Annotated in this window: 15 protein-coding genes; 4 read left to right on the forward strand and 11 right to left on the reverse strand. The window is 56.6% G+C overall.

Going from position 1 to position 12,426, the window contains the following annotated elements:
• Window positions 1–7: 7 nt before the first annotated feature.
• The 6 genes from ACM66T_RS07645 to nifN all read right to left on the reverse strand — a co-directional run bounded on the left by ACM66T_RS07645 (window position 8) and on the right by nifN (window position 3,851).
• Window positions 8–460, reverse strand: coding sequence for a nitrogen fixation protein NifZ (locus tag ACM66T_RS07645; protein ID WP_231018257.1), 453 nt, complete (start codon window positions 458–460; stop codon window positions 8–10).
• A gap of 88 nt (window positions 461–548) precedes the next feature.
• A complete protein-coding gene (locus ACM66T_RS07650) occupies window positions 549–926 on the reverse strand; it encodes a nitrogenase-stabilizing/protective protein NifW (protein WP_231018258.1) in 378 nt (125 codons plus the stop codon).
• Between the two features lie 90 nt (window positions 927–1,016).
• Window positions 1,017–1,535: a flavodoxin gene (locus ACM66T_RS07655; protein ID WP_231018259.1), complete on the reverse strand. Its 519-nt coding sequence runs from the start codon at window positions 1,533–1,535 to the stop codon at window positions 1,017–1,019.
• Between the two features lie 23 nt (window positions 1,536–1,558).
• The gene (locus tag ACM66T_RS07660; protein WP_231018261.1) at window positions 1,559–2,014 is read right to left on the reverse strand and encodes a NifX-associated nitrogen fixation protein; all 456 of its coding nucleotides are present in this window, start codon (window positions 2,012–2,014) and stop codon (window positions 1,559–1,561) included.
• A 44-nt stretch (window positions 2,015–2,058) separates the two neighbouring features.
• The gene (gene nifX, locus ACM66T_RS07665) at window positions 2,059–2,514 is read right to left on the reverse strand and encodes a nitrogen fixation protein NifX (RefSeq protein ID WP_231018263.1); all 456 of its coding nucleotides are present in this window, start codon (window positions 2,512–2,514) and stop codon (window positions 2,059–2,061) included.
• Between the two features lie 20 nt (window positions 2,515–2,534).
• On the reverse strand, window positions 2,535–3,851 hold the full coding sequence (gene nifN / locus ACM66T_RS07670) for a nitrogenase iron-molybdenum cofactor biosynthesis protein NifN (protein ID WP_231018265.1): 1,317 nt from the start codon (window positions 3,849–3,851) through the stop codon (window positions 2,535–2,537).
• A 189-nt stretch (window positions 3,852–4,040) separates the two neighbouring features.
• Between nifN and ACM66T_RS07675 the strand changes: the two genes are divergently transcribed.
• Window positions 4,041–4,616, forward strand: a complete 576-nt coding sequence (locus ACM66T_RS07675) for a YceI family protein (RefSeq protein WP_231018267.1) — start codon at window positions 4,041–4,043, stop codon at window positions 4,614–4,616.
• Between the two features lie 7 nt (window positions 4,617–4,623).
• On the forward strand, window positions 4,624–5,226 hold the full coding sequence (locus tag ACM66T_RS07680; RefSeq protein ID WP_231018268.1) for a TetR/AcrR family transcriptional regulator: 603 nt from the start codon (window positions 4,624–4,626) through the stop codon (window positions 5,224–5,226).
• A gap of 52 nt (window positions 5,227–5,278) precedes the next feature.
• Here the strand turns inward: ACM66T_RS07680 and ACM66T_RS07685 are convergent, their stop codons facing one another.
• From ACM66T_RS07685 to ACM66T_RS07695, 3 genes are all read right to left on the reverse strand, one after another.
• Window positions 5,279–5,692 (reverse strand): hypothetical protein, encoded by a 414-nt coding sequence (locus ACM66T_RS07685; protein ID WP_231018270.1) that lies wholly within the window; start codon window positions 5,690–5,692, stop codon window positions 5,279–5,281.
• A gap of 221 nt (window positions 5,693–5,913) precedes the next feature.
• On the reverse strand, window positions 5,914–7,281 hold the full coding sequence (gene nifE, locus ACM66T_RS07690; RefSeq protein WP_231018272.1) for a nitrogenase iron-molybdenum cofactor biosynthesis protein NifE: 1,368 nt from the start codon (window positions 7,279–7,281) through the stop codon (window positions 5,914–5,916).
• A 188-nt stretch (window positions 7,282–7,469) separates the two neighbouring features.
• Complete coding sequence (locus ACM66T_RS07695; RefSeq protein ID WP_231018273.1) at window positions 7,470–7,751, reverse strand: hypothetical protein; 282 nt, start codon at window positions 7,749–7,751, stop codon at window positions 7,470–7,472.
• A 110-nt stretch (window positions 7,752–7,861) separates the two neighbouring features.
• Here ACM66T_RS07695 and ACM66T_RS07700 point away from each other — a divergent pair, with 110 nt between their 5' ends.
• Both ACM66T_RS07700 and ACM66T_RS07705 read left to right on the forward strand, forming a co-directional pair.
• Window positions 7,862–8,668: a hypothetical protein gene (locus tag ACM66T_RS07700; protein ID WP_231018275.1), complete on the forward strand. Its 807-nt coding sequence runs from the start codon at window positions 7,862–7,864 to the stop codon at window positions 8,666–8,668.
• Window positions 8,669–8,718: 50 nt separating this feature from the next.
• Window positions 8,719–10,665: a diguanylate cyclase gene (locus tag ACM66T_RS07705; RefSeq protein WP_231018277.1), complete on the forward strand. Its 1,947-nt coding sequence runs from the start codon at window positions 8,719–8,721 to the stop codon at window positions 10,663–10,665.
• A 10-nt stretch (window positions 10,666–10,675) separates the two neighbouring features.
• Here the strand turns inward: ACM66T_RS07705 and ACM66T_RS07710 are convergent, their stop codons facing one another.
• Window positions 10,676–11,833, reverse strand: a complete 1,158-nt coding sequence (locus tag ACM66T_RS07710) for a hypothetical protein (protein ID WP_416768251.1) — start codon at window positions 11,831–11,833, stop codon at window positions 10,676–10,678.
• Window positions 11,834–11,923: 90 nt separating this feature from the next.
• Window positions 11,924–12,385 carry a hypothetical protein gene (locus tag ACM66T_RS07715; RefSeq protein ID WP_231018280.1) on the reverse strand — a complete coding sequence of 154 codons (462 nt, stop codon included), beginning with the start codon at window positions 12,383–12,385 and terminating at the stop codon, window positions 11,924–11,926.
• Between the last annotated feature and the right edge of the window lie 41 nt (window positions 12,386–12,426).

Here is a 12,426-nt window from a genome sequence, read left to right on the forward strand (position 1 = left end):
CCAAAATTCAGGCGATGTCTCCTTCATCTTGGGATTGCGCCCCTTTGGCGGCGAGTTCGGCAGCTTCTTTTTCTGCGGCAGCTTTGGCGAGTTTTTCCGCTTCGCGCTTGGCACGGTGTTCGCGGATCCAGCGCAGCTCGTCCTCCACCTCGTCGTAACCGTCTTCCTCTTCGACGGCGACCAGTTCGCCTTCGCGGCAGCCGAAGGTAGAGCCTTCCTCGATGAACTTGACGTCATAGACGCGGATAACCTGGAGGAAATCGCCGATATTCGTGACGTAACCCTCGGCGCCAGGTTCGATCAGGATACCGTCGCGCGGGTGGAACGGGTTCGTCCCGTCGTTACGGATCGCCTTCGTGATTTTGACCCGCTGGCCGATCCGGAAAACCGGAAGAATGGCATCTTTCTTTGAAGGGGATATCATTTTGCTGTCAGCAGTCGACATTTTATTTTCATCCATGGCTTACCTCCTATATTTTGAACTGTTATGACGGACCGCTTTTGGCAATTTACCCGTGGCAATCCGGAAAAACGTGAAAATGGCTTCGTTAGTTGAAGCTAAGATCCGCCTGGCTTGTGCAGGCGTGAACCCCATTGCTCACTTCCTCGACGTCGCTACAGCTGTCGGACGTTGAACACGTGCCACAACCGCTCTCTTTTCCGAACATATCCCACACGTCCGCAGCGGACGGTGCATAGCCGTTCTCAAAATTCTTATACACGGTGATGAGTGCGAACTTATAGTATTCGAGCATTTTCTCATCGCCTTCGAGTTCGCTACCGATGGCGCGATCCATCATTGCTCCGAACTCTTTCAAGATATGGAAACGTTTGACGTACACCAAACGCTCGTCATAATCAAGATCGAAAAAATCAAAGTAATCTTCGGCATCAGTCAACGATTGAAACTCTTCAAGCGTACCCATCATTCATCCTTTCTAAGTGATTTGCAATTTTGATTCTTTAGTTTTTAGACAACAGAATCGTTTAAGAGAGCCTGCAGGGACAACTTTGTCCTACAGACCCATCTCCTGTTTGAGCTGAGAGGCCCAGCTGCTGACACGATCTTCGGTCAGGTCTTCCTGGTTGATCTTGTCGATCGCAAGTCCGACGAACTTACCGTCTTTCTCGGCAGCGGAAAACTTATAGGTATAACCTTCCGTCGGCCAGTATCCGAATTCGGTATCGGCACCGAGCTGGGCGAAAAGGGTTTTGAACTTCACCAGGGCGCTGACAAACTCCTCGCCGTGGGTGTCCTGGTCGCCGGCACCGAAAAAGGCGACTTTTTTGCCGCTGAAGTCCGGCGTTTCGCTCTCGAGCTCCATCATGGGGTCAACCCAGTCACGCTGCGGGTCACCCTGACCCCAGGTGGAAGAACCGATCAGCAGGACGTCAAAATCGTCGAACTGCTCGAGATCGTCGAAATCCTCTTCCATGTTGATGAGCTCTGCTCCCTCAAACTGCTCTTCGAGCAGTTCCGCTACTTCCTGTGTCGCACCGGTACTGCTACCGACGAAAATACCTACGTTTGCCATATGTGTCTCTCTCCTTGTTGTAATTAAGCTTTGTCTTTGCAGGGTTTGTACTGTTCAAAAATGTCGAACGCTTTGTCCAGCAGTTTCTGCCCGTCCTCGTACAGCTTGTCGAGGGTGCGGTAGCTGAAGCGGTGCGCATCTTTGAAGTACTTGTCCACCAGCACGATCTTGTCCGCGATGACGATACAGCGTCCGAAGCCCTCGTGGCTCATCTCCATAACGACATTGCACATAACACCCGTCTTGCGTTCGAACTGCAGGGCGATCGCTTTGTAGATCATCTTGATCTCACCGATGAGCATCTCGTCGATATCCGCGATGATCGGGATCTCCTTGAGCTGCTCTTTCGTCTTGACGTATTTTTTCGTCAGCAACTCTTCGTCGCTCATTTTCGCCCAGTTACCGAACTGGTCCGTCGCGCGCAGCTGACGGATCAGCTCCTCGGTGAATGCATTGATTTCAAGTGCCGTATCGGTCATAGTTTTCCTTCGTTTAGATTGAAATTTTTTGGTATTGGTGCCGTTTACTCGACGGCCCAGCGCGCCAGGCGCGGGTCCTCGACGGTTTCCATGTTGATGATCCGCTTGACCCACGGCGGTGGGTTGCCGTTGATCATCTTGACAAGTTCGTCCAGGATCTCCTCGATAGCGCGGGGGTCCGGGACCTTCATCGGGTTGATGCCTGCGCGGATCACCTTCGCCGCCGCCGTACCGCCGATGGATTCGACGTACATGATGTTGATCCCCGCAAGGCACTGCACCTTGAAGTCGGTCTTATCGTCGCCCGTCAGCCCGCTGGTATCTGATTTGATCACCCCGTTGAGCTCATAGCCGTCCTTGGAAACGTTGTAGACGACAAACTCCTTCGCTCCGCCGAAGTGCGCGTTGACCGTCTCCATATCCTTCGACGCAAAGGCGACTTTCATCGCGTTTTCAAGTGTGCCGGTGCTCTCGACGCTGATCTTCGTACTTTCACCCATCATGACCCCTTCAATTCAGTTTAGTGTTCGCCGTGCCGGACATGACGCAGCGTGTTCGCCGCTTCGAAAAGAAAGAAACAGCTTCCTTCGTAAAGCTGATCGTTCTTGAGCTGATTGCCGAGTTCCTCGTAATTCGGGAAGCCCCGCAGCATCAACCCGGCATGGCTTTTGTCATCCATATGCAATAATCGTTCCGCATGGAAATTGCTGATGACGAGATCGGCGTTTTTAAAGTGCTGCGCCGCGTCTTCAAGGTCCCCGACGAAGATGTGTTCGGCCTCGATTTTCTCGAGAATCGGACTGTATGTCGTTGCGACAACGGTATCGATAATACCGCCGACGCTCTGCAGCAGTTCGCAGATGCCGATGCACGCATCGGGCTCCCCGGTCACGATGAAACGGGCGCCGCCGACCAGGAAGTGGCTGTCGAGCATCACGTCCTGCAGGCGCCCGCGCCAGCGCTTCACGAGTGGCGGCGGATCGATCTGCCTTATCTTCATCAGTTCCGCGACAAAATTGTCATTATTTTCCAGCCCCATCAGGTGGTCGAAATGGATGTGGCAGACGGCGGGGTTCTTCTTCTGCAGCGCCTCGGCACCTATTTTCATGGAGCTGCCGATGGTGATGACCGTCTCCGTATCGCCGAGGGCCACGATATCGTCGATGCCGATGCCCCCCGTGGCCAGTTTGCCCTGCCCCTCGCTGAGGTAGCCGTCGAGGGAGGTAGAGAGATCCGGGAACGCGAGGGTCTCGAAACCGAAGTTCTCGCACATCTCCTTGATCTTCTCGATCTCACCGGGCTGGATGCCCACATGCGGCATCAGCACGAGCTTGTTGGGCTTGCACTCCGTCGCCGGTTCGGTGTGCTGGTCGACGAGCGCCTTGACCGTGAGGGCCCAGCCGCTCTCCATCCCCCCTTCGAAGTCGGGCGTATTGACGTAGCAGTAGGGGATCTCGATATGCATCCCGACCCCGCGGACGTCGTCGCCCTTCGTCTCCGTCAGCCCCGTCGTGTGCAGGCCGATGAGTTCAGGCTTGAGCTTGCTCTTCTTGGTGATATTGTCGATGGCAAGCAGAATGGAGTAATCTCCCCCGTCAAGCACGGCGGTAATATCACTGACCGAGGTGTTGTACATCGCGATCGGCTCGTTGAAGTGCTTGGTATAAAAGACTTTGGTATAGGAGGCACACCCCTGCGAGGCGTGCATCAGCGGCAGGCAGTTGCGGATACCCATAAAGGCAAGCGCCGCCCCCATCGGCTGCGAATGCTTGATCGGATTGACCTGCAGCGGCTTGTGTTCTTTCCTATTGAGTTCGAAGTCGGCTTCTTGAGACATGGCCCCTCCTTAATATAGGAAAGCATCTGCATTTCGCGTTCTTGCAGCCCTTTTTCGATAGAAATTATCAAGTTAGTGCAATTGCTCTTGACATGTTTGAAAAAAGAGAGTAAAGTTTTAGAGTAAATACACTAAAAGACACCTCCAAGACCCCTCTGCGGAGCCCGGAGATGCCAAAAAGGATACGCAATGAAAATCTACACTCGCATGTTGGGAGCCGCCGCGGCGCTTTCCCTCTCTACTTCCCTGCTCCTTGGCGCCGTGTACGACGTCGATCCGACCCACTCGAACGTCGGCTTCAAGATCCGCCACATGATGATCAGCAACGTCAACGGACGCTTTGCCGAATTCAGCGGGAACTACGACCTGGAAGGCAAAGTGCTCAAAGCGCTCTCCGGCACCATCAAGAGCGCCAGCGTCGATACGGACAACGCCAAACGCGACGACCATCTCCGCAGCGCCGACTTTTTCGACGTGGCGAAGTACCCGGAGATCACCTTTACCATGACCAGCTTCGACGGCGACAGTGTGACGGGAGAGCTGACGATCCACGGTGTCACCCGTACCGTCACCCTGGAAGCGGAAGTTTCGGGGACCATCAAGGACCCGTGGGGCATGACCCGCAGCAGTATCATTCTGGAGGGGAGCATCAAACGCAGCGACTTCGGGCTGACCTATAACCAGGTGCTCGAAGCGGGCGGTGTGGCACTGAGCGACAAGGTGAAGATCACCATCGAGCTCGAGGGGATCGCCAAGCCGGTATAATGCCGCCATGGGAACGAAAAAGAAAATCCTTGCCGGGGCGCTGAAGCTCTTTAACGAGGGCAATACGCAGGCCGCGACGACGAACCATATCGCCGCGTCGCTCGGGATGAGCCCCGGCAACCTCCACTACCACTTCAAAAACCGCGAAGCGATTATCCTCCGCCTTTACGAGGAGATGAAAGCCCAGACGGAACTGGCCGCGGAAGCCCTTCCCGGCTCCATCGGCGCGCTGCATGAGCACATGCTGCACCTCGGCCGGGTCTACTGGGCGTACCGCTTTTTCCACCGCGAGCTGCTTTTCCTGCTCTCGCGCGATCCGGAGCTCAAAGCCCTCTATGTCCGGGACAACCTGGCCCACCGCGAACGCATCGTGCGCGTGCTCTCCAACCTCGTGGAAAACGGCTGCCTGGAGGCGCCGTATGCCAACGTCCTCGAGCACCTCGCCGACACGACCCTGCTGGCCACGCAGTTCTGGATCCCCTTCCTCGAAACCCTCGGCACGCCGCTTGATGAACACAATGTGGAGGGAATGTTCACGCATGTTCAGGGGGCAATGCGCCCCTATCTAACCCCCAAGGGGCTCAAGGCGCTCGCCGACCTCGGCGCATAGCGCACGGGCGGCGCTGATTCACTGTGACCGGAAAAAAGAGTGGAAGAACCGTTTAGGTACGGCCGTCGAGGATCTGTTCGTTGTCGATGCGTTTGCGGGGGGATTTTCGAATTTCGACAAGGATCTGCTGCAGGCGGCTGAGAACGATCTGGGCGTTTTTCGACGTATCGAAACTGTCCATGGCGATGTAGGTGGTGTCATTGCGGAAATGATCGTCGAGCTTGCAGAGCAGGTTCTGGCTCGCCTTGTGGGCACGGGCCGCGTCCGTAAAGTCGAAGACAATAAAGTAGTGATTGTCATCAATCTTCTCAAGGTGGTCCGAGAGCCGTAAAAAACCGCCGAGGGTCTGAAGGTCCAACGGTTCGCTGTGGTGCAGAAGCGCGAAGGTCACATCGACGCCGTAGCGTTCATAGATATAATAGTGTTTTTTTATCAGCACTTCAAAGCGTTGAGCTGTTTCACTCATTGCAGTCTTACCTTTACCAATATTGTATTTGTGTCATTCATTATAACGACAAACATACAACTTTTATCAGAGTTTCTTCAATATATTTTGTGAATAAAGGATTATAGCAAAAAAATGTGATAGCAACTTAATCTCCCGGGAAACGTTATGCTTCCCGGAGAACCTTTGCCGAAAATCGTGACACGGATCGGAAGCGTAAAGGCTGTCTCGCTAATGACGGATCAGCCGACTTCCCAGGGCGCTTTGGCCGATACATTGGCGAACACCGGGTTCGCGAAGGCGGACTTCAGATCCTCGGCGAGATTGATGAGGCCGTTGTAGCCGCCGTAGGAGGTCTTCTTCTCCTGGTTGACGTCGATGAAGGAGATCTTCTTCTTGATCGCCGTATAGAGGCTCCGCCCCCCGGCGAGGAGGATATGGGCACCCCGTTCGTCGATGACCTTGGACTGTTGCGCGGCGGGTTTGTCCATCAGCACGCCGTCCTCACCGAGGTATTCGCGCGCCTTTTCGATATCGTCCGCCGTCGACTTCTTGATGGAGGTCGCCACGACCTCGATACCGAGATCCTGCAGGCCCGACGCGATGGACCACGCCTTGTTCCCCCCCGTGTTGAGGACGGCTTTTTTGCCTTTGAACAAGCGACGGTAAGGCTCGAGGGCGAGGTCGAGTTTCGCCTCCTCCTCGTCGATCAGGCGTTCGGCCTTCTCCATCAGCTCCGGGTCGCCGAGCCCCTTGACGATCTCGCGGATGGCGAAGGTCGTGTCGCGTTTGCCGTAGAAGGAGACGGAGACCCAGGGGATGTCCCACTTCTCGTTCATCTTGCGCACCAGCGTCACGAGCGACTTGGCGCAGACGATGACGTTGAGCTTCGCGCGGTGGGCCGTGCGGATGTCGCCGACCCGGCCGTCGCCGCTCATAGAGGCGAGCACGCGGATGCCGAGCTTTTCGAACATCGGCATGTACTGCCACATATCGCCGGTAACGTTATAGTCGCCGATCAGGTTGATGTCGTACTTCGTCGTGTATTCCGGCTCCTTGGTGCCGATCAGGTGCTCCAGCACCGCCTCGCCCGCCAGACGCGAACCGAGGTTCTTGCCCCCGACAAAGCCCGGCGCATGTACCGGGACGACCGGCACGCCGTGCTTCTCGCTGCCGAGTTTGCAGGTCATGTCGATGTCGTCGCCCACCAGCGCCGTGACACAGGTGGAGTAGACGAAGATCGCCTCGGGTTTGTAGTGTTCGACAACGTAGTCGATGGAGTCTTCCAGGCGCTTGTCCCCGCCGAAGATAACGTCGTTCGTCGTGATCCCCGTCGTGAAGCCCATAAAGGTGTGGTTGCGCCCGTTGTAGGAACTCAGGCTCTCGCGGGTCTCCCAGGAGGCCCCGAGACAGGTCTGCGGGCCGTGCACGAGGTGGACGGCGTCCGCATAGGGAAAGAGCGAGATCTGCGCGCCGTCAAAGGCGCACCCTCCTGCCGCAAGGCCCGGTTTGGGCTTGTCGCACCCCTCGCCGGGTTTTTTGTCTTTGCTGTGCGAACAGGCACTCTCGTTCAACAACTCTTTGATCTTTGCGCGGTTTACCATTGCCATAATGTCATCCTTCCTATGGAATTTTCATAGTCAGAAAGCTGCTCATCCGCTTGCTTTTCGCTATAGATTTTCTTGTCAAAGCGATATGCAATATATGTGCCTGTAGCGGTTTTTTGGGAGGGGTTATCAGTTAGAGGGGTGGCCGTAGCCGTAGCAATGCCGGGCGCGCCCGGCGGGATGCCGGCGAATTACTCCGCGTCGGCGACGGGATCGGTCGTTTCAACAACTTCCGTCTCGGTGACCGTCTCTTCGATGCCGTTTTGGTGCGCGTACTGGTGCTGCGCCTGCGTCATATTGCGGACCTGGTACTGGTAGCGCATCTGGCTCTGCATCTGCTGCTGCATCATCGCCGCACCGCGCTGCATCGTTGCCGTGCCCGCACCTGCACCCGCACCCGGGCCCTGCTGCGCCATTGCCGCCGTGGAAGCGACCAGTGCCGCCGCTGTCAATGCCATGATTGTCTTTTTCATCCTATGTCCTTTTTCTGTTGGAATGCGGAAATTGTAAAGCAGGAGAGTGAGCGGAGTGTGAGAGATCATGCACAGTTTCGCTAAGATATGGCAAGACCCAAGGAGCCCCCATGCCCGAATCCGAAACGCCCGCCCCCTTCCTGCGCCGCCGCCGGAATCAACTGCTTATCGTCGCGCTGTCGCTGCTGGTGCTGCTGCTCTCCTTCGCCGGCACCTTTGATAGGCCCGGCCGCGCGATCGTCGACAGCTCCTTTAAACAGGCCCTTGTCGTCTTCGGCACGGCCAAGTCCCTCAACGCCGTCATCTCCGTCATACAGGGCACCGAAGTCGGACCGCCCGGCGTCACCCTCGCCGTGGGGGAGGTGCTCGACCCCGTCAACGACCTCATCGAACGCTTCTCCTGGATCATGCTGGCTTCCATCACCTCCCTGGGAATCCAGACGATCTTTATGAACATCGTCACGGACACCCTTTTCAACTACCTGCTGCTCGCGCTCGTGCTCGCCTACAACCTCTGTCTCTTTGTCCGTTTTGCCCGCGACGAAAAACCCCGTACACTCCTGTTCAAGATCACAGTGATCATGGTCTTTCTGCGTTTCAGCGTGCCGCTGATGGCCCTCGCCAACGACCTCGTCTACGCCCATTTTGTCCAACCCGAATACAATATTGTCGAACTCGACCGCGGGGTCACGGCGATCTCGGACGACATCGAGGGGTTCAAAAAAAGTTCGCACAGCCTCTTCAGCACCAGCTACTACACGGAGCAGGTCGAGCACTACAAAGCCGAGGCCAACGCCGCCGGCGACCAGATCGTCCGGCTGATCATCGCCTTCGTTTTCCAGACCGTCGTCTTTCCGCTGCTGTTTTTGTTCCTGCTCTACAAGTTCGTGCTGAGGGTGTTCGATATCGGCAGGTAAAGTCCGTCCTCAAGGGAATAAATTAATCATCCCTTCTATATACTGTAAATATGAACATTTACCACAAGAAACTACATCTTGCACCGGCGTTGACCTACCTGGTATTTTTTGTGTTAAGTGCCCTGCTGATCCTCCTCTTCAGCCACGACATTCTGTCCGACCGCGTGAAGGGGCATCTCTCCGCCGAAAAAGAGCTGACGGAGTCGACCTACCAGAGCATCATCGGCGGGTTCAAATCCCAGGCCGACATCATCTTCTACAACCGCATCAACGTCAAAGACGTCATCGATCTCTACAAGCAGGTGCCGACGGCATCGGAGACGCAACGCGCCGCGATCCGCGAACGGCTCTACGAGCTCCTGCTTCCCGTCTACCGCAATATCAGCCTCTACCACCTCAAGCAGATGCATTTCCATCTCAGCAACAACGAGAGTTTTCTGCGCTTTCACCGCCCCGGGCGGTTCGGGGACGACCTGACCGGCGTACGCGACAGCGTCGCCTATGTCAACAAGACGCACAAGCCCGTCAGCGGCTTCGAGGAGGGGCGCATCTTCAACGGCTACCGTTTCGTCTATCCTCTCTTTGACGGGAACGACTACCTCGGCAGCGTCGAACTCTCCATCTCGATGCAGACCATCCTCGAAAGAATCCGCCACGCCATCCATGCCGAGACCGGTTTTATCATTCTCGCCGACACGGTAAAATCGAAAGTCTTTCCCGAAGAACAAAGCTATTATGTGCCCTCGCAACTGTTTGAGAACTACATGACCGAAAAGGTACTGGCCCCGCGGCACGCTTCGAAAACGACGGCGCTGATCCGCGCGTACATCCGGCAGAACGGCTCCCTGGACGCGATGCTCGCCCGGGGGCGCACCTTCAACTTCTTCGAAACCAACGACGGCAATCTCTACGCAATCACCTTCGTCCCCGTCGTCAATGCCATCTCCCGCAAAACCGTTGCCTACATCATCATCGACCGCAGGCATGGCGACCTCCAGGCCCGCTTCTTTCAGTACAAGGTCATGGCAGGCGTCGTCGTGGCCCTCCTGGCCCTGCTCTTTTACCTCCTCTACCGCGCCAACCTGCAGCGCAGTGCCATCGAAATCGACAAGCGCCAGCTGCAGTCGCTTATCGACCTGCAAAAAAACGTCGTCATCCTCACTGACGGCCATAAACTGAAGTTCGCCAACCGCTTTTTCTTCGAGTCGTTCGGCTACGACTCCCTCGAGGATTTCCTCAAGGAGCACGAGTGCATCTGCGAGCTCTTTATCGCCGACGAACGCTTTTTCCACCTCGGCAAGGTCCCCGACGGCAAACAGTGGGTCAAAACGCTGATGGAGACCCCCGCGACGCGGCGGATCGTCAAGATGCTCGACCGCGAGGGGACCCCCCGCGTCTACACCGTCACGATCAACCCCATCCCCGGGCAGCGCTACATTGTCGTCTTCACCGACATTAGTCTGACCATCCTCAACCAGCGGGAGCTCGAACGACGTGCCTCGCGGGACAAGCTGACCCACGCCTACAACCGCGAATTCCTCGACAGCTCCTTCCACAAGCTCTGCCACTCATCCAACGCACAGCAGAAACTGCTGGGGGTCATCATGGTGGACCTGGACCACTTCAAGCGCGTCAACGACACCTACGGCCACAACCGCGGCGACGAAGTGCTCAAAACCTTCGTCGACGTTATCCGCCGCGCCATCCGTCAGGAGGACTTTATCATCCGCTGGGGCGGCGAGGAGTTCCTGTTGCTGATGATGGTCGACAGCCTCCACAGCCTGACCGCCATTGCGGAGGGAGTCCGCGAACGTATCGAAACCGCGGCGTTCGCGGAGGTCGGGCAGATCACCGCGAGCTTCGGCGTCACCATCTACCACGAGGGGGACGACCTCAAAACCACCATCGCACGCAGCGACAAAGCCCTCTACGAGGCCAAGGCGTCCGGGAGAAACATCGTCGTCGTGGACGAGGCCATCACCGAGACCGCCCTCTAGCCGCGGCGCATCACCCCTCGTTGCCCTCACTCGCTGCCGTCACGTCGATCTTCTTCTTCTCCTTCGTCGCATAGGTCTCGACCTTGGTGATCATTTTTTCAAAGAGACCGGCCGAGTAGCCGAAGACCAGGGCGATGATCATCAACGCGGCGGAGGGGCACCCCTGCGATCCGCTTAGGATCTCCGTAAACAGAGGCCCGAAGATATCCACCTCGATCAGCACGATCACCAGATAGAGCCCGGCCCACCCCGTCAGCACCCCGATCATCGGCGTCAGGAAGAGCGTGGACCATGAGAAGCCGTAATCATTCGGGATATCGGGTTTCTGGATAACGCTTCTGAGCTTGCTGAGCAGACCGCCTATTCCCCCTGCCACGAGCAGCAGTGCATTTTGCTCGACCCAGAGCAGCATCGCGATGAACAGGAGGGTAATATAGGTCAGCCACATCGTCTTGTTCTGCCAGTCGGCGAGCATTTCGAAATAGTCGTCGCGGTAGCTGTAATAGACGCGCCGTCCCTCCACCAGGAGCTGCTTCCGGCTCTTCTCCGTCGCCTCCTCTTTTTTGAGGTTCAGTTCGATGCGTTTGGCCAGGTTCTTCGCCTCCGCCGAATCCAGTTCGGCAAGGCGCAGGCGAGTGACCTCCAGCTCTTCGTTGATGTCACCAATCTCGTCGATGATGATGTTTTTTGCATTATGCAGCATGCGCCAGCCCGAGATGATCCGGCCCGAACTGATAAAGCATTTATCCAGGGCGTTCACCCCCACGACCTTCTGTTCGATCATCTCAAGGATGCGCTTCTGCTCCGCGACCAATTTGCTCTGCGCGGGGGTGTCGGGGTAAGCGAGGGCCTGGGCCCGGAGCGACTGCAGTTCGGACTCGAGGCGCATCATCGACGGCGAGATGATCGCCCGGTACCTGAACACAAGCATGCCGATAAAGAAGAGCAGCAAACCTACTCCGACAATCATATTGTCCAGATCGGACGTTCCCATCGTTTGAAGGGTACAGTACAGACTCGTATTGATGTCCTGGGTGGCATTCACATCGGTAGGCAATGGCATCGTGTTTCCTCCTGTCGGTTTGTCCGCGCCGAGCAGCGTGCCGGATACGCCGGGGAGCTTCGACACTCCGCCGCCGCTTACAGCGCAATAATGTATTGTATCCATTGTTTAATGTGTTTTATGATGAAGCGGTGGTTTGGCGGAGGGGAAGAAAGAGAGGCGGCAGTCCGGGAAGTCCCGTCTGCCCTGTGAACGTTAGTCGCTCTCGACGTGGATGCGGTCTCTGTCGCGATCCTGATCCGGCTCGTCGATCTGATCTTTCAGGCGATCACGTATCTGGTCCTGGTCGGGTTCGTCGATCTGATCCTTCAGGCGGTCACGCGTCTGGTCCTTGTCCTGGTCCGGCACATCGACCCGGTCGTGCAGTCTGTCCTGCAGGCGGTCCTGATCCGGCTCATCGATCTGATCTTTCAGGCGATCGCGCGTCTGGTCCTTGTCCTGGTCCTTCGTCGCGTCGAGAAGCTGGTCTTTCGTCCGGTCCCGCGTCTGCAGATAGGTCTGGTTCTGGATCATCATACCGCTCTGCTTCATCTGCATCTGCTGCGTCTGCATCTGCGACTGGGACTTCTGCATCGTCCCGCCGCCCGGGCCCTGCGCCAACAGTGCCGTCGCCGCCAGCAGCGATAGTGCTGCCGCTAATGTCATTACCCTTTTCATGACGTGCTCCTTTTACAGGTGGGATACTCAAATGGTACGCC

The organism is Sulfurimonas sp. ST-25, assembly GCF_048079205.1.
Lineage (GTDB): Bacteria > Campylobacterota > Campylobacteria > Campylobacterales > Sulfurimonadaceae > Thiomicrolovo > Thiomicrolovo sulfuroxydans.